The 16,628-nt window shown below is 66.7% G+C and carries 15 protein-coding genes; 4 read left to right on the forward strand and 11 right to left on the reverse strand.

The window, feature by feature from the left end; genetic code table 11:
• Window positions 1-12 precede the first annotated feature (12 nt).
• Complete coding sequence (locus ACFPN5_RS22940) at window positions 13-1,890, reverse strand: rhamnogalacturonan lyase (protein WP_379786164.1); 1,878 nt, start codon at window positions 1,888-1,890, stop codon at window positions 13-15.
• 249 nt (window positions 1,891-2,139) lie between these two features.
• Between ACFPN5_RS22940 and lldD the strand changes: the two genes are divergently transcribed.
• Together lldD and ACFPN5_RS22950 are read left to right on the forward strand one after the other, a co-directional pair.
• Window positions 2,140-3,273 carry an FMN-dependent L-lactate dehydrogenase LldD gene (gene lldD / locus ACFPN5_RS22945; RefSeq protein ID WP_379786165.1) on the forward strand — a complete coding sequence of 378 codons (1,134 nt, stop codon included), beginning with the start codon at window positions 2,140-2,142 and terminating at the stop codon, window positions 3,271-3,273.
• Between the two features lie 75 nt (window positions 3,274-3,348).
• The gene (locus tag ACFPN5_RS22950; protein ID WP_379786166.1) at window positions 3,349-3,729 is read left to right on the forward strand and encodes a hypothetical protein; all 381 of its coding nucleotides are present in this window, start codon (window positions 3,349-3,351) and stop codon (window positions 3,727-3,729) included.
• 31 nt (window positions 3,730-3,760) lie between these two features.
• On the opposite strand, the gene ACFPN5_RS22955 is transcribed toward ACFPN5_RS22950, so the two are convergent.
• The 5 genes from ACFPN5_RS22955 to ACFPN5_RS22975 all read right to left on the reverse strand — a co-directional run bounded on the left by ACFPN5_RS22955 (window position 3,761) and on the right by ACFPN5_RS22975 (window position 9,127).
• Window positions 3,761-4,456, reverse strand: a complete 696-nt coding sequence (locus tag ACFPN5_RS22955; RefSeq protein WP_379786167.1) for a trimeric intracellular cation channel family protein — start codon at window positions 4,454-4,456, stop codon at window positions 3,761-3,763.
• A gap of 146 nt (window positions 4,457-4,602) precedes the next feature.
• Window positions 4,603-5,778: a GGDEF domain-containing protein gene (locus tag ACFPN5_RS22960; RefSeq protein ID WP_379786168.1), complete on the reverse strand. Its 1,176-nt coding sequence runs from the start codon at window positions 5,776-5,778 to the stop codon at window positions 4,603-4,605.
• A gap of 264 nt (window positions 5,779-6,042) precedes the next feature.
• Entirely contained in the window at window positions 6,043-7,548 is a 1,506-nt protein-coding gene (locus tag ACFPN5_RS22965) for a tripartite tricarboxylate transporter permease (protein ID WP_379786169.1), read from the reverse strand.
• An 8-nt stretch (window positions 7,549-7,556) separates the two neighbouring features.
• Window positions 7,557-8,021, reverse strand: coding sequence for a tripartite tricarboxylate transporter TctB family protein (locus tag ACFPN5_RS22970; RefSeq protein ID WP_379786170.1), 465 nt, complete (start codon window positions 8,019-8,021; stop codon window positions 7,557-7,559).
• Between the two features lie 131 nt (window positions 8,022-8,152).
• Entirely contained in the window at window positions 8,153-9,127 is a 975-nt protein-coding gene (locus tag ACFPN5_RS22975; RefSeq protein WP_379786171.1) for a tripartite tricarboxylate transporter substrate binding protein BugD, read from the reverse strand.
• Window positions 9,128-9,542: 415 nt separating this feature from the next.
• On the opposite strand from ACFPN5_RS22975, the gene ACFPN5_RS22980 reads away from it, so the two are divergent.
• Window positions 9,543-10,004: a hypothetical protein gene (locus ACFPN5_RS22980; RefSeq protein WP_379786172.1), complete on the forward strand. Its 462-nt coding sequence runs from the start codon at window positions 9,543-9,545 to the stop codon at window positions 10,002-10,004.
• A gap of 12 nt (window positions 10,005-10,016) precedes the next feature.
• On the opposite strand, the gene ACFPN5_RS22985 is transcribed toward ACFPN5_RS22980, so the two are convergent.
• Together ACFPN5_RS22985 and ACFPN5_RS22990 are read right to left on the reverse strand one after the other, a co-directional pair.
• Window positions 10,017-10,748 (reverse strand): hypothetical protein, encoded by a 732-nt coding sequence (locus ACFPN5_RS22985; RefSeq protein WP_379786173.1) that lies wholly within the window; start codon window positions 10,746-10,748, stop codon window positions 10,017-10,019.
• The gene (locus tag ACFPN5_RS22990) at window positions 10,745-12,091 is read right to left on the reverse strand and encodes an MBL fold metallo-hydrolase (protein ID WP_379786174.1); all 1,347 of its coding nucleotides are present in this window, start codon (window positions 12,089-12,091) and stop codon (window positions 10,745-10,747) included. The genes ACFPN5_RS22985 and ACFPN5_RS22990 overlap by 4 nt, the downstream gene beginning before the upstream one ends.
• Window positions 12,092-12,191: 100 nt before the next feature.
• Between ACFPN5_RS22990 and ACFPN5_RS22995 the strand changes: the two genes are divergently transcribed.
• Window positions 12,192-13,142 carry a 2-hydroxyacid dehydrogenase gene (locus ACFPN5_RS22995; RefSeq protein WP_379786175.1) on the forward strand — a complete coding sequence of 317 codons (951 nt, stop codon included), beginning with the start codon at window positions 12,192-12,194 and terminating at the stop codon, window positions 13,140-13,142.
• Here the strand turns inward: ACFPN5_RS22995 and gudD are convergent.
• The 3 genes from gudD to ACFPN5_RS23010 form a co-directional block, all read right to left on the reverse strand.
• Complete coding sequence (gene gudD, locus ACFPN5_RS23000) at window positions 13,139-14,479, reverse strand: glucarate dehydratase (RefSeq protein ID WP_379786176.1); 1,341 nt, start codon at window positions 14,477-14,479, stop codon at window positions 13,139-13,141. The two genes, ACFPN5_RS22995 and gudD, sit on opposite strands and share 4 nt — an antisense overlap.
• Before the next feature lie 27 nt (window positions 14,480-14,506).
• Complete coding sequence (locus ACFPN5_RS23005; protein WP_379786177.1) at window positions 14,507-15,604, reverse strand: porin; 1,098 nt, start codon at window positions 15,602-15,604, stop codon at window positions 14,507-14,509.
• A 137-nt stretch (window positions 15,605-15,741) separates the two neighbouring features.
• Window positions 15,742-16,626: a LysR substrate-binding domain-containing protein gene (locus ACFPN5_RS23010; RefSeq protein ID WP_379786178.1), complete on the reverse strand. Its 885-nt coding sequence runs from the start codon at window positions 16,624-16,626 to the stop codon at window positions 15,742-15,744.
• Window positions 16,627-16,628: the final 2 nt, after the last annotated feature.

The following is a 16,628-nucleotide window of genomic DNA, read 5'->3' on the forward strand; positions in this document are numbered from 1 at the left end:
TGGTTGTGCTATTCAAGGTTGAACGGATGCCTGCTGGACGGGCGCGGGCGGCATGCCTTCGCCGAGGAAGAAGCCCGGATGCGGCGGCTGGTTGTAGCCGGCGTTCTGGGCTGCCACCTGCACCCGGTACTGCGGGTCGTGCATCAGGGTCGGGAGTCGGTGGCGGGTCGGCGCCGTGGTGCTGAATACGAGCAGGGCGTCCGAGCTGCTGCTCCTCCAGACGACTTCGTCGCGCCAGTCGCCGAACAGGTCGGCCGACAGCACCGGGTTGGCTTTGGTGCCGTTGTTCGAGGCGGCGCGGTACTGGGCCCCGTCGAGCAGCGGGTCGAGGCGCAGCGCCTGCGTATTCCATTTTTCGATGCGCGTGCCGTCCAGCGATTCGCGCAGCAGGTCGCCGTCCCACCAGAGGCCGAAGTTCAGGGAGCGCGGGCGCGCCGGCGAAATCTGCACCCCCGCCGCGCTCATCAAACCGCCGACGCTGGCCCAGCACTCGGCGCCCGGGTGGGCCGGGTCGATGTCCATGCAGGCGCCGCGGCCGACGTCGCTGCCGTTGCCGTCCACGCGCCACAGCACGCGGCCGGTGGCCGCATCGTGCATCTCGGCGCCGTGGCCGCGGTAGCAGGAGGGCGACTCATGCACCATGAATACCTGCAGGCCGGTCCGGCTCGGGTCGTGCTTGCTCACGTGGAGGGCGTCGCCGTGGCACAGGCCCGTGCTGTACAAGAGCCGGCCGTCGCTGCGGATGGTGGCGGCGCCGTAGACGATATCGTCGCGGCCGTCGCTGTCGGCATCGGCCACGGCCATCCAGTGCGCACCCTGGCCGGCCGCGGCGCCGTTGCCTTCGGTATTACTGTCGAACACCCAGCGCTGGGTGAGCTTGCCGTCGCGCCAGTCCCAGGCCGCGAGCACGGCGCGGGTATAGTAGCCTCGCGCGAACACCGCGCTCGGGCGCGCGCCGTCGAGGTAGGCGACGCCGCCGAGGAAGCGGTCGACCCGGTTGCCGTAGCCATCACCCCAGGCCGCGACCTCGCCGCGCGCAGGCAGGTAGCCGGTGCTGGCCAGGGCCGCGCCGGTGCGGCCGTCGAACACGGTCACGTATTCGGGCCCGGCCAGGACATAGCCGTCCTTGTTGCGGTGGTCCAGCCCGGCCTTGCCGATGACCTTGCCCTGGCCGTCGACGCTGCCGTCGGCCGTCTTCATCATGACTTCGCCGCGGCCGTCGCCATCGAAGTCGTAGGCGAGAAACGTGGTGTAGTGGGCGCCGGCGCGGATGTTCGGGCCGAGGTCGATGCGCCACATGAAGCTGCCGTCCAGGCGATAGGCGTCGACCAGGGTGGCGCCGGTATGGCCGCGATGCGAATTGTCTTTCGCATTGGTCGGCTGCCATTTCACCAGCAGCTCGTAGCGGCCGTCGCCATCGAGATCGGCGGTCGAGCCGTCGTTCACCACATAGCTGTAAGGCTGGCCGTCCGGCGTGACGCCGTCCGCCGGTTTGCGCAAGGGGATGCGCAGGTAGGGCTGCTCCCACGTTTTCACGGTGCTCGCCGCGTCGGCGGACTCGACGCCCTGGCGCACGCTGCGCACGGCATAGCTCGCCCCGGGCGCGGCGCCGGTGTCGACGAAGTTGGTCGCCGTGAGCGGCTTGTCGTTGAGCCGTTTGCCGTCCCGGTACAGGTTGAACGCCGTGGAGGAGGCAGGCTCCTGGCCGAGGGCGCGCCAGCTGAGAAAATTGCCGCTGTCGGTGCGGATCGCAACGACACCGCGGTCGAGCTGCTCGAGCTGCCTGGACTCGGCCGCGCCGGCGCGGCCGGCCGTGGCAAGGACCAATGCCGAGGCTAAAGCGGCGGCCAGGGCCGCAGGGCCGCGGGCGGTACGGTAGGGGTCAGTCATCGGTGTGCACGTCCTGATGGGAGATTTTCCTTGCCGAGTATTCATTTTCCGGCCTGATGGTGTCAACATGAGTGCTGTGTGCCGGTCCATATAATCAGTCCCGTGAGCGATACCAGATCGCCGTCAATACGCACGCTGCAATCAGGCGGGTGATTATTCACGGGGCAAAGGCGATATTGGCCGCCTTGACGTTGACACCCCTTGCCGGGCTGTTTTCTACTCAACATTCATCGAACCACGCGCCATTCCATGATCATTTCGTCCGCCACTGACTTTCGCGAAGCCGCCAGGCGCAAGCTGCCGCCATTCCTGTTCCACTACCTTGACGGCGGCGCCGGCGCCGAGCAGACGCTGCGCAGCAATGTCGACGACCTGCAAGCTGTCCGGCTGCGCCAGCGGGTGCTGCGCGGGTCGGAACAGCTCGACCTGGGCGTCGAGCTGTTCGGGGAACCCTACGGGATGCCGATCGCGCTGGCACCGGTCGGCCTGACCGGCATGTACGCGCGCCGCGGCGAGGTGCAGGCGGTGCGCGCCGCCTGCCACCGCAACATCCCCTTCATCCAGTCGACGGTGTCCGTGTGCCCGCTGGCGGAAGTGGCGGCGCAGGCTTCGCACCCGATCTGGTTCCAGCTGTATGTGCTCAAGGACCGCGCCTTCATGCGCGACGTGATGCGGCGCGCCTGGGAGCTGGGCTCGACGACCCTCGTGTTCACCGTCGACATGCCGGTGCCCGGCGCCCGCTACCGCGACGCCCATGCCGGCATGAGCGGCCCGAACGCGCCCATGCGGCGCATGATCCAGGCCATGCTGCACCCGCGCTGGGCCTGGGACGTCGGCCTGTTCGGGCGGCCCCACGACCTCGGCAACATCACCGCCTACCGCGGCAGCGCCACGGGCCTGGCCGACTACATCGGCTGGCTGGGCGAGAACTTCGATCCCGGCATCGCCTGGCCGGACCTGCAATGGATCCGCGACGAGTGGAAGGGCAAGCTGGTCATCAAGGGCATCCTCGATGCCGACGACGCCAGGGACGCGCTGTCCTTCGGCGCGGACGGCATCGTCGTCTCCAACCACGGCGGGCGCCAGCTCGACGGCGCCCTGTCCAGCGCGCAGGCGCTCCCGCTGATCGCCGACGCGGTGAAAGGCAAGATGACGATCTTCGCCGACGGCGGCGTGCGCACCGGGACCGACGTCTTCCGCATGCTGGCGCTCGGGGCCGACTCGGTGCTGATCGGGCGCGCCTTCGTGTACGCGCTGGCCACCGCAGGGCAGGCCGGCGTCGAGCGCCTGCTGGCGATCATGGAGAAGGATATCCGGACCAATATGGTGCTCACCGGCGTGAAGTCGGTGCGGGAGATCGGGCCGCATTTGCTGGCCGGGTGACTGCCGGCATGGCGCCAGGCTCGCTTCGGGCAAATGCGATAATGGATGCCGGTGCCGTCTCGCATGGAGAATGAAATGATGGAGTTTCGCCAGGGGGCCCTCAGCGAGGCCTGCCACGGGCTCGCACGGTGCGTCTATCCGGGTTCGATGCAAGTGTCGTCCGATATCGCGGAAACGCTTGCCCACCAATTCGAGAAAATCGCGCTGCGGCACGTCGACTTCGTTGTCGGCCAGGGCAGAGACCCCAACCTCATCACCCGCGCCGTCCACTATCTTGCCGAGGCCCATGGCCTCCAGCACCGCGGCAGCGATCCGACCTGGTTCGGGCAGATGCTGGCCTGCCTGATCGAGCTCGCGGTGCCGACGTCGATGTACGGCGGGGACGCGCTGGACTTTCTCAGCGATATCCAGCAGGGAACTGAGTTGTCGATCGGGGACGCACGCGCGTCAAGGTAGTTCACCCGCCGCTCGGCTCCCTGGCCCGGCCTCAGCGATTGTCATCCCGCTCATCCACCTCGCGCTGCCCATCCGCATGCTCCGGCGTGCGCGCCCGCGGCAGATGCCAGTCGTAGCGTACGGCAGCCATGCGCAGGCCGAAGCAAAGCGCGGCGCCGGCGACGGCCGTCGCGGTGGTCGGCAGCTGCAGTGCGTCGCCGACCACCACCACGGAGGCGCCGGCGAGGGCGGCGACGGCGTAGATATCGGAGCGGAACACGGCGGGCACGTTCGACAGCAGCACGTCGCGTGCGATGCCGCCGCCGATCCCGGTCAGCATGCCGAGCAGCGCCGCCATCACCGGCTCCAGGCCGAACACCAGCGACTTCTGCGCGCCCGCCACGCAGAACAGCGCCAGTCCGACGCTGTCGAAAAACAGCACCGGGCTTTTCAGGCGGTTGATCAGCGGGTACCAGAAGAAGATGACGACGCCGGCCAGCAGCGACACGGCCAGGTAGCGCCAGTCGCTGATTGCGGCGGGCGGCGTGGCGCCGATCAGGAGGTCGCGCACGATGCCGCCGGAGTTGGCGGCCACGAAGGAGAGCACCAGCACCCCGAAGATATCGAGGCGGCGGCGCGCGCCGGCGGTGGCGCCGCTGAGGGCGAAGACGAAGGTGCCGACCAGGTCGAGCGTGAGCACGAGGGTCTTCATGGCGGCCCCCATGTCGAGGGAGAGAACGGCAAACACGTTAGGACTTTCTGGAAGCGCCCGGCGCGGACTGGACCTCGGCGGCCCGAATGGACATCGGCCTGGCGACGGGCAGTGGCAGCGCTGCCGTGACAATGGATCAGGTCGAATGGTAGCGCATTTGGCGCGGGCGCGTGCTGTCAGCCTCAGTCCGAGGAGGATGCGCCTGGCGCGGCGCCGAGGCCGTCGGGCGTGAAGGGCGCCAGGTGCACTGCGTGCGCTTCGACCCGGTTGCGGCCGTTGCGCTTGGCCCGGTGCAGGGCGCGATCGGCGCGTACCAGTGCCTCGCCCACGGTCTCGGCGTCAAGCAATTGGGCCACGCCGATGCTCACGGTCATGGAATAGCTGCGGTCAGTGACGCCGCCAGCCGCTGCGGCAGCGGTATGGCGCAGCCGTTCGGCGGTGTCCATCGCCTCCAGGATGGCAGTGCCGGGCAGGAGCACCGCGAATTCCTCGCCGCCGAGGCGTCCCATCAGGTCGTGCGCGCGCAAGGTCTGTCCGGTTGCTTCGACGAACATGCGCAGTGCCTGGTCACCCAGGGCGTGGCCGTGGCGGTCATTAAATTGTTTGAAATGGTCGATATCGACCACCATCAGCGCCAGCGGCCGGCCCGAGCGCTTTGCCTGCGCGCGGGCGCGCTCGGCTTCCTGCATGAAGGCGTGGCGGTTGATGAGGCCCGTCAGGCTGTCGGTCGTGGCCAGGGCGTGCAGCTGGCGTTCGTCCTTTTGCTTGGACAGCAGCAGGAAGCCGAGGCCGTTCACGATGAGCAGCAAATACCCCCCGAGGTAGACCATCGTCTGCGTCGGGCTGGGGGTGAATACGGTCAGCGTGCCGCCGTTTGCGCCGACCCAGGCGCGTGCCAGGAAAGCCACGGAAATCAGGAGGTTCGGAATGCCGATGACGCAGCGCAGGAGCACAAGCTTGCTCCAGTCGCGCAGGAGAATGAAGGCAGCCAGTCCGCACAGCACCGCGATGATCAGCGACATCAATACCGCCAACTGGGGCAGCGACACTTGCATCATCACGGCGCCGGCGAGCAGCAGTTCAGCCACCACCGCCAGGACGATTAGCCAGGGCCGCCAGCGGTATCCCAGGGCCATGCAGTACGAGATTGTTTGCCCGACGGCGGCAGCGATCAGGAGCCCGTTTGGGATGAGCAGGGCGAAGGTGGGCGAAAGCTCCGGGCGCAGCCAGAAGGCGAAGTAGGCGACGCCCTCGACAGCCTTGGCCCAGGTCCAGACCCGGATCGACGCATCGGCCGTACCGGTGTGCAGGTAGCCTGCCATCAGGATCGCGTAGATGATGTTGCCAACGGCAAGCATCAACATAATTACCTTGATTTCATTCACGCGACACTTTCCCTAGCGGCTTTGCCGCTCTTTCAATACGCCCTGCAGGGGCACCGCGCGTACCGCATGAGCGCGCCGGTTGTTCATGATCGAAAGGCAAATTATCACACAGAAACTTATGAAATTTGGGAATTTCCTTGCGTGGTCTCCTGGCACGCAGTCGGGACAGGGTGGCAGCGGGCAATAAAAAAGCAGGCCAGTGGCCTGCTTTTGGGTGTCAGGAAACCTTACGCTTCCTTACTCCTCTTCGTGGAACGCCTCGTCGCGCTTCTTCCGCAGCGACGGCAGCAGCACCACCACCATGGCGGCCACGGCCAGGCCCAGCATCGTGGCGCTGATCGGACGCTCGACGAACACCATCGGGTCGCTGCGCGAAAGCAGCAGGGCGCGCCGCAGATACTCTTCCATCATCGGACCGATGATGAAACCCAGCAGCATCGGCGCCGGTTCCGCGCCCAGTTTCGCGCAGATGTAGCCGAACAGGCCGAACAGGGCCATCAGCCAGACGTCGAATTCGCTGTTGTTCAGGCTGAACACGCCGATCGAGCAGAACATGAGGATGGCCGGATACAGGCGGTGGTAGGGGACCGAAATCATCTTGACCCACAGCCCGATCATCGGCAGGTTCAGCAGCACCAGGAAGAAGTTACCGAACCACATCGACACGATCAGGCCCCAGAACAGCGCCGGCTGCTCGGTCATCACCGCCGGGCCCGGCTGTATGCCCTGGATGATCATTGCGCCGATCATCAGCGCCATCACCGGGTTCGACGGGATGCCGAGCGTGAGCATCGGGATGAATGAGGTCTGGGCGCCGGCATTGTTGGCCGCTTCCGGGGCGGCGACGCCTTCGATGGCGCCCTTGCCGAAGTTGGCCGAGTTCTTCGAGATCTTCTTCTCGATCGAATACGAGGCGAACGAGGCCAGCATGGCGCCGCCGCCTGGCAGGATGCCGAGGGCCGAACCGAGGGTGGTGCCGCGCAGGACCGGGGCGATGATGCGCTTGAGGTCGGACATGCTGAGCATCAGCCCGGACACTTTCTTCATCATCAGCTGGCGCGTCTCGTCATGCTCGAGGTTGCGGATGATTTCGCCGATGCCGAACATGCCCATGGCGACGATGACGAAGTTGATGCCGTCGGCGATCTGCGGGAAGTCGAAGGTGTAGCGCGCCTGGCCCGAGTTGACGTCGGTGCCCACCAGGCCCAGCAGCAGGCCCAGGATCACCATGCCGATCGCGTTGAGCAGCGAGCCGCTGGCCAGCACCACCGAGGCTACCAGGCCCAGCACCATCAGCGAGAAGTACTCGGCCGGGCCGAACTGCAGCGCCATTTCCGCCAGCGGCGGGGCGAACAGGGCCAGCAGCACGGTAGCGACGGTGCCGGCGAAGAAGGACGCGAGCGCGGCCGTGGCCAGCGCCTTGCCGGCCTGGCCGTTGCGCGCCATGACGTGGCCGTCGATGGCGGTGACCACCGAGGATGACTCGCCCGGCAGGTTGACCAGGATCGCCGTGGTCGAGCCGCCATATTGTGCGCCGTAGTAAATACCCGACAGCATGATGAGCGAAGCGACCGGCGGCAGGCCGAAGGTGGCCGGCAGCAGCATGGCGATGGTGGCGATCGGCCCCAGGCCCGGCAGCACGCCGACGGCGGTGCCGACGAACACGCCGATCAGGCAGTACATCAGGTTGGTGAGGGTGAAGGCCGTTTCGAGGCCCAGTCCGAGATTAGCGAAGATTTCCATGTTTTTATTTACTCAAAGCCGAACCAGGGACCGAAGATCGCAATCGGCAAGCCCAGCAGCTTGACGAAGAGGACGACGGCGAAGAGCGACAGGCCGACGGCCAGCAGCAGCGTGGCGCCCCAGGTGAACTTGGGGCTCGCGTAGGCACTCATGACGATCAGGACGATGGCGGCAGGCACCAGTCCGGCGCCGCGCATCAGGAAGCCGAACAGCAGCACGGCGACCAGGATCAGCAACAGGTTCTTGATGTGGAACTTGCCGATCGCCTCGCCGGGGCGCAGGAAGGAGCGAATCACGCCGATGAGGCCGACGATCGAGAGCAGGGCGCCGAGAACGGTGGGGAAGTAAGCCGGGCCCATGCGGCCCGCCGTGCCCATCGAGTAGTCGCGGCCGATGAGGACGGCGGCGAGTCCGAAAAACAGGAAGATGATGCCGATCCAGAAGTCTTTCGGATGGCGGATGAATGATGGCACAGCGGTCCCCTTTGTGGCGGATGTTCTTGTTGAGTCCGCGCGCCCCCAAGCGGAGCGGGCGGCGGAACCTGTAGAGCGAGATTAGCAGAAGAATGGGGCGACGCAGCGCGCCGTTCGCCCCGTTTGGCCGGTCAGTCGGCGTAGACGCCGGCCTTCTGGATGATCGGCGCCCAGCGCGCGATTTCCGTGTCGACGTGCGCCTTCAGCGCAGCCGGCGTGGCGCGGTTTTCGGCGACCGGTTCGGTGCCGAGGTCGGCGAAGCGTTTCTTCACGGTCGGGTCTTTCAGCGCCGTCTGCAGTGCGCTGGCGAGCGTGTCGATCACGGGCTTCGGCGTGCCTTTCGGCGCGTACATGCCGTGCCAGACCGCCACTTCGAAGCCCGGCAGGCCCGATTCGGCCAGGGTTGGCAGGTTCGGCATCGACGACAGGCGGTTCTTGGTGGTCACCGCATAGGCCTTGATCTTGCCGCTCTTGATCTGGCTGGTGGTGTTGGTGGTCTGGTCGCACATGAAGTCCACCTGGCCGCCGAGCAGGTCGTTCATGGCCGGGCCGGTGCCCTTGTACGGGACGGTGGTCAGATCGGTGCCGATGGCGGTCATGAACAGCATGCCGCACAGGTGGGAAGCGGAACCGACGCCGGCGTTGGCGTAGGTAACTTTATCCTTGTTGGCCTTCACATAGGTCAGCAGTTCCTTGATGTCCTTGGCCGGGAAATTCCCGCGCGCCACGATCGTCATCGGCACATCGGTGATCAGGCCGATCGGCTCGAAGGCTTCCTTGGTGTTGTAGGTCAGCTTCCGGTACAGCGACGGCGCCGTGGCGTGGCCGATGTGGTGCAGGAACAGCGTGTAGCCGTCCGGCGCCGCCTTGGCGACGCGCGCCGCACCGATGGTGCCGCCGGCGCCGCCGACGTTCTCGATGATGATCTGCTGCTTGAGTTTGGTGCCCATCGATTGCGCCACGAGGCGGGCGACGGTATCGGTCGGGCCGCCGGCGGCGAAGGGCACGATCATGGTGATCGTCTTGGTGGGATAGGACTGGGCGTGGGCCGTTGCGCTGCCGAACAAGGCGAGGCACGCGGCCGCGCACGTGAGGGTGAATTTCATCGGTGTCTCCTGTAGCTTCTGGTTTTTAAGTATGAGCGAACCGTGCTATCGGATGAGCCCGCCCGGGTGCTCGCAGCCGGGCTGTCTGGGTAGGGTCGATCCGATATGTACGCAAGATGGGTTGTACCAGTAAATAGTACGATTTGCAACTAAGGGAAAACCACGATTGTCGACGCGTTGTTCCCGTGCTGTTCTCCTGTTTCAGGCAGCTCGGGGCGGGGAAATTTGTTAGGATGCGCGTTTTCAACGCCGAACTTCGGGGGGCAGCATCGACACCACTCACCAGACCACATTCCTCCTGACACTCGGCGACATCGACGTCGGGATCAAGCTGGTCGATGCGCTGGCGCGCCACGCCGCGACCAAGGGCGGCGCGCCGATCGGCTACGCCGACCTGCTCACGCTGACCCGCCTGTTGCATCCGAAAGACGCGGCGGTCGACCGCGCGGTGCCGGTCGGACTGGGCATGAAGCTGCGTTTCGTGGAGGATTTTTGCCGGGCGAATGAGTTTCCCAACCTGGCTTGCCTGGCGGTGAACCCGGCGACCATGCGTCCAAGGGAGGGCTACCAGGGCGACCGGGAGGCCGACCTGCGCGCCGTCGCCGCCTTCGACTGGGCAGGCGCCGGCGTCGAGACGCGCCTGGCGGCGTTTGCCAACGAGGCCCGCGCCGCCGTGCCGAAGCGCCTCAAGCCGCGCAAGGAGCGGCCGGCCGACGTGTCCTGGTATGCCTGGTTTTGCGGCCACCGCGAGGCCTGCAAGGAGGTCACGGGCGACGACAAGAAAGAGATCATCAACCTGATGATGTCGGGCCTCGACCCGGAAACCGCGCTGCGCCGGGTGCTGGCGGCGAAAGCGGAATTCGCCGGCGCGGCCTGAGGCCCCGGCGGTTTATTTTCCGAGCAAGCGCAGGCTCTGCTCCCACGCGTCCAGCCACGGGTGCAGGAAATCGTGCGCCGTGAACGCCTTTTTCAGGCGCGGAACCGGCACCCGGTAGACGTCGTTCAGGCCCAGGGCCAGCGTCACCGGGTTCCACAGGGCCTGCTTCTTCGACTTGCGGGCGCTGCCCTTGACCCGTGCGCCGTCGTCGCCGAACATGCCGCCGGCGCCCTCCAGCGCCGCTTCCAGGTCGATCTTCACCATGGCGCCGAAGGCGGCGAGCACCTGCTGGCGGTCGATCCCGCGCTTCGATTCGGTGGCGGGCGCCAGTTCCGGAGGCGGCTCGGCCTCGCGCGCCAGTTTGGCCGGCAGGCGCTCGACTTCCTTCTTCAGGAAGCGCAGCTCGTGCAGGGCGCGCCGGAAGCCCGGCGCCGGCAGCGTCGCCGGCAGCCGGTACACATCCTTCGTGATCGTGATGAGGACGTCCTCGCTGCCGGCGGCGAGGCGCGCCATGTCGCCCTCGAAAAAGATCGGCGCCGCATAGCCGCCATTGGCGTCGCCGAACAGGTCCGCGTGCGCCGCGTCGTAATCCAGCCAGACATACGGGGTCAGGCCGGCTTCGAGCAGGCGCGCCAGGGTCCAGGGCGTGCCCGTTTGCGCAGCCAGCCAGTCGCAGGCCTGCCCGGTCGTGGCGCGGAAGGGGAGCTCGGGGAGGTCCATCGCCGTCATGTTCGTTCCTGTCATGTTCGTTCTTTCAGCCGGCGTAGTTGCGCGGCCTGGTAAGCGCCAAATGCATCGTTGAAGAGGCAGCGGATCAGCGGGTCGTCGACCAGGTCGGCCGATTGCAAATCGTGCTCGGTCCCGGCATCGAAGACCGTGTCGTTGATGCGCATGTACATCGAGGTGAGCGATTCGCCCAGTGCCAGCGCCCCGTACAGCTTGGCGACCGGCACCTCGGTGGTCCAGGACACGGGGCCGCTGTCGCCAGGGGCCAGGGCGATCGCGTCGCCCTCGATGCGGTAACGCTGCCGGGTACCGGCGCCAGTGTGGTCGTACACGGTCAACTGCCAGACCCGCGGCTTCTCGAAAAAGCTGTCTTCAGGCAGTTCCATGTCGCGGTACTTGTCCTGCAAGCCGCCAGCCAGGTAGTCGCGTACCTGCGCCGCCTGTGCTTCGTCCAGCGCCGGAAAACGCTGCGCAATATCGGCGGTGGCGGGCGGCGCCGCATGCGGGACGTAGCGGTAGTCGACGTCCTGCTCGCCGACGGGCAGCACCCAGGGCAGCGGCGCGGCCGGGCGCAAGCCCTCGCGGTCGAGCACGACCGAGACTCCCGGATTCAGGCGCACCACTTCCACCCCCGGCAGCGCCGCTTCGACCTGCTGCCCGAACTGGCGGTAGCTGATCGGGAAGAAGGCCTGGTTGTACCAGGACCACGGCTCCTGCAGGAACTGGCAGGAGCTCGGCACGACATAGCGCGGCCGCAGCACCGCGAGCTGTTCGATCCAGTCGGCAGGCAGCGCATCCGGTGCGGGCATGGCGCGCGACGGCGACAGCACCTCGATTTCGCGCATCGTCTGGAACGGCCACAGCACCATGTCCCAGGGCGCATGCCGGGCCAGCGTGCCGAGTCCTTCCGGGTCGATCCACGAATCGACCACGTTGAGTACGTTCAGGCCCTCGGCGGCGACCTGGAACATGGAGTCCACTTCGGCGTCGAGCGCCGCGCGCGGCGTGACCACGAACGGCCCCACATGCACGGGCCGGTCGACTGCCAAAGGCTGGACGTTCACGAAGCCCAGCTCGCGCACCATGTCGAACAGTTCCTCGAACAGGCAGTAGATGTGGATCGGCGTGTGGCGGTCAAGCAGGTCGAGGCTCTCGAGCGAGCAATGGTCGTCGTGGAAGTGCGAGATGAAGACGGCGTCGAAGCGCAGCTTCCGGATCTGGCCGTGGTCGAACCGCACCTCGGGGAAGGCGTGGCAGTTGCGGCTGAACGGGTTCTCGACGATCGGGTCGAAGGCGATGCGCGTGTCGTCGCACTCGAAGACGTAACCGGCGTGGAGTATCCGGGAGATTTTCAGGGTCATGTGGCGGGCAGTGGGTGCAAGGCGCGATTATCCCATACCGACCCCCATAGCGGCGGCGAGCCAATATACTCCCGGGATCACCTTCTCCAATGGACCAACGATGAAACCGGAAATCCTCGTACTAGGCACCCTGTGGACGCCTGAGACCCGCGCGCAGCTATGCGAGCTGTTCGACTGCCACTTCCTGGCGCAACTGCAGGAGGGCGAACGCGCGGACTTGCTGGCATCAGCCGGGCCTCGGATACGGGGCGTGCTGACGACTGGTGTGATCGGCATCGACGGCACCACGCTGGTGGCCTTGCCGGCCCTCGAAATCGTCGCCGTGCACGGCGTCGGGGTCGATGCGGTGCCGCGCGAGCTGGTCGCCGCGCGCGGTGTGCGGGTGACGAATACCCCGGACGTGCTGACCGAGGACGTGGCGGACCTCGCGGTCGGCCTGCTGCTGGCATGCGTGCGCCGGCTGCCGATGCTCGACCGCTACGTGCGCTCGGGGCAATGGGAGGCGAGGGTGCCGCTGGCGCATGCACGCAGCCTGCGCGGCAAGGTGGCCGGCATCGTCGGCTTCGGGCGCATCGGCCAGGCGGTGGCGCAGCGCCTCACGCCCTTCGGGCTCGAGATCCGCTATTTCCAGCGCAGCGAGGGTCCCGAGCCGCAGCGGCGCAGCAGCTCGCTGCTGGCGCTGGCAAGGGAAAGCGACATGCTCATCGTCTGCACGCCGGGAGGCGCGGCGACCCAGCGCCTGATCGACGCCGAGGTACTGGACACACTGGGGCCGGAAGGCACGCTGGTCAACATTGCGCGCGGTTCGGTGGTGGACGAAGCGGCCCTGGTGGCCGCATTGGCGAGCGGCCGCCTGGGCGCCGCCGCGCTCGACGTGTTCGAGAACGAACCGCAGGTGCCCCAGGCCTTATTCGAGCACGACAACGTGGTGCTGACGCCCCACGTCGGCAGCAATACCGTCGAGTCGAGGCGGGCGATGGCTGGGCTGGCGGTGGCGAACCTGGTGGCGCATTTCAGGGGCGAGCCGCTGCCGACGCCGGTTGTTTTTTAACGCACCAGGCAAGGCCGCTTGTTATCGAAACGCCAGTTCGGCACCAGGAACTGCATCGCGACCGCATCGTCGCGCGCTCCGAGGCCCATGTTGCGGTAAGCCTGGTGCGCCTTTTCCAATTCAAGCTCGTCGAGCTCGATACCCAGGCCCGGCTTAGCCGGCACATGGATCATCCCGCCTTCGATCTTCAATGGATCCTTGGTCAGGCGCTGGCCGTCCTGCCAGATCCAGTGGGTGTCGATCGCCGTCACCTTGCCCGGCGCCGCGGCACCAACGTGGGTGAACATCGCCAGCGAAATATCGAAGTGGTTGTTCGAATGCGAGCCCCAGGTCAGGCCGAACATCTGGCACAGCTGGGCCACGCGCACCGAGCCCTGCATTGTCCAGAAATGAGGGTCGGCCAGCGGAATGTCGACCGACTGCAGGGAGATCGAGTGCGCCATCTGGCGCCAGTCGGTGGCGATCATGTTGGTCGCGGTCGGCAGGCCGGTGGCGCGGCGGAACTCGGCCATCACTTCGCGGCCCGAAAAGCCGTTCTCGGCGCCGCACGGGTCTTCCGCATAGGCCAGGATGCCGTGCTTGTCGCGGCACAGGCGCACCGCCTCGTCGAGCGACCAGGCGCCGTTCGGGTCGAGCGTGACGCGCGCATCAGGAAAACGCTCGTGCAGGGCGATGATCGCCTCCATCTCGGCCTCGCCCGCCAGCACGCCGCCCTTGAGCTTGAAGTCGTTGAAGCCGTAGCGCTCGCGCGCCGCTTCGGCCAGGCGCACCACGCCTTCCGGGGTCAGGGCTTCCTCGTTGCGCAAGCGGAACCAGGCGTCGCTCGCGTCGGGCTCGGCGCGGTAGGCGAGATCGGTCTTGTTGCGGTCGCCGACGTAGAACAGGTAGCCCAGCATCTCGACGGCCTGGCGCTGGATGCCTTCGCCGAGCAGGGAAGCCACGGGTACGTTCATGAACTGGCCGAGCAGGTCGAGCAGGGCCGACTCCATCGCGGTAACGGCGTGGATGGTCGTGCGCAAATCGAAGGTTTGCAGGCCGCGCCCGCCGGCATCGCGGTCGGCAAAGGCGGTGCGCATGGCGTTCAGGACCGCGTTGTAGTCGCCGATGGTCTTGCCGACGACGAGCGGGCGCGCATCTTCCAGGGTCTGGCGGATCTTTTCGCCGCCCGGCACTTCGCCCAGGCCGGTATTGCCGGCGCTGTCGGTGAGGATCAGGATGTTGCGGGTGAACCAGGGGCCGTGGGCGCCAGAGAGGTTCATGAGCATGCTGTCCTGGCCGGCAACGGGGACGACGCGCATGGCGGTGACGACAGGGGCGCTGTTAACAATCGTATGCATAATGGACTCGACGGTAAAAGGTATTGGTCAGAAGGTGTGGCGCACGCCCAGGTTGTAGCCGGTGTGGCCGGTGCCGGCTTCGGTGTTGTTGGCAACCGTGTAACCGGCGCCGTTACGGTTGTTGATATGGGCGTAGGCCGCATACAGCCCGGTGCGCTTCGAGAGCGCGTGCAGGTAGCCGACGCCCCACGAGCTTGCGTCCTGATCGAAGGCGGTGCGGTCGTCCTTGTGCATGACCGAGAACAGCAGCGTCCCGGCGCCGACCGGCGCGCTGAAGCCGAGCAGCAGCTCGCGCCCGTCCAGCGACGGAGTCGGACGCACGCCGCCATACGGATTGTTGGGGTTGCCCAGCGGCGCGCTGCCCACGCCCTTGTCGGCGCCATAGCCGGCATGGACTTTCACCGGCCCGAAATTGTAGTTGGCACCCAGCAGGATGTTGCGCCCGGTCGCGTTGGCGCCGGCCACGGTCGTGTTCTTGTTGTTGTAGGCCAGGCGCAGCGCCAGCGGGCCCATGGCATAGCCGACCGCGCTGCCGAACTGGCGCCCGGCCGAGCTGCTCGTCTGTTCGCCGGCGCTGTAGGCCAGTTCCATGTCAATGCCCGATACCGTCGGCGAGGCCCAGGTGATCGTGTTGCTGGTGCGGATGTTGCTGCCGAAGTGGGGGAACAGGTTCTTCGCCGTGCCGGCATAACCGGTGCTGAACGGATCGATCACCTTGACCAGGGTGTTGTGGTAGGGCGTGTACTGGCGTCCGAGGGCGACCGCGCCGAAGCTGCCCTTCAGGCCGACGAGGGCCTGGCGGTTGAAAATGGTGCCGGCGGCATCGATCTCGCCGGTGTCGATCTTCGTCCCGGCTTCCAGGGTGAAGAAGGCCGACAGGCCATTGCCGATCGTTTCGGTTCCGCGAAAACCGATGCGCGAGGCGGCGGAGGCGCCGCTGGTGAGCTTGGTGACCTTGCCGCCACTGCCGCCGCGTTCGCCGACGATGGCGGCATCCACCAGGCCGTAGATGGCAACGTTTGTCTGGGCCTGCGCGGTGCCGGCGGCGCCGGCCAGGATGAGGGCTGCGCCGGCGAGGGCGGTGCGGCAAACATTGCCGGCCTGCGTGGTGGTTGCTGTGGTCATGTCGTCTCCAAGGTGATCGATCCCGCCGTCGGTGCGGCAAGGCTTTGTTTGAACCAATCATAGGAGGTGATTGATTCACGATCAAACCAAAGACTGATGCGACTGATCCACGAATTGAATCAGTGCCAAAAGGCGGCTTAGCTACCGGGGAAGGTCGGCAGGATCTCGCGCCGGAACAGGTCGAGGACCGGATTGTCGTTGTCGCGGCGGAAGGCGCAAATCATCTCCACCGGGTCGGTCGCCATCTTGCGCATGACGATGCCGTCGAACTGCAGGCGCGAGGCGCCTTCGGCGATCAGGGCGGCGCCCATGCCGGCCCGCACCAGCGCGAGCATGGTATGCACCTGGCCGACGTGTTCGATCACGTCCGGCACGACGCCGGCGCGCGCGAAGCGTTCGGTGAGCATCAGGTAGAAGGGGCGCGCCTCGTAGGGCGAATACATCACGAAGGGCTTGCCGTGCAGACTCTGCAGCGTCGGCTCGAGGGGCCAGAGGTGGGCCTCGCCCTGCGGAATGGCCAGCATCAGCGACTCGGTGGCGATCAGGACGCTGTCGAGTTCACCGTTCATCGGGTGCGGGCGCATCAGGCCGAGGTCGAGTTCGCCCGCGTTGAGGCCTTCGACCTGGGCCGTGCTGACGAGTTCCTTGAGCGCCAGGGTCACTCCCGGCAGGCGTGCGCGCAGGCGCCGCACCACTTCCGGCAACAGGCTGTAGCCGGACGCCGACGTGAAGCCGATGGCAAGGTTGCCCTGTTCGCCCCGCGCGACCCGGCGCGCCGCGAAAACCGCTTCCTCGGCGATGCGCAGGATGCGCGCCGCTTCCGGAAAGAAGGCCTTGCCGGCCGCGGTCAGGCGCACGCTACGGCTGCTGCGTTCGAGCAGCGGGACGCCGACCTGGTGCTCGAGCAGCCTGATCTGGCGGCTGAGCGGCGGCTGCGTCATGTTCAGCCGCTCGGCGGCCCGGCTGAAATGCAGCTCCTCGGCGACCGCTACGAAGCAGCGAATCTGGCTCAGTTCGAACATCC

It is taken from the genome of Massilia niabensis, assembly GCF_042655085.1.
GTDB classification, from domain to species: domain Bacteria; phylum Pseudomonadota; class Gammaproteobacteria; order Burkholderiales; family Burkholderiaceae_D; genus Telluria; species Telluria niabensis.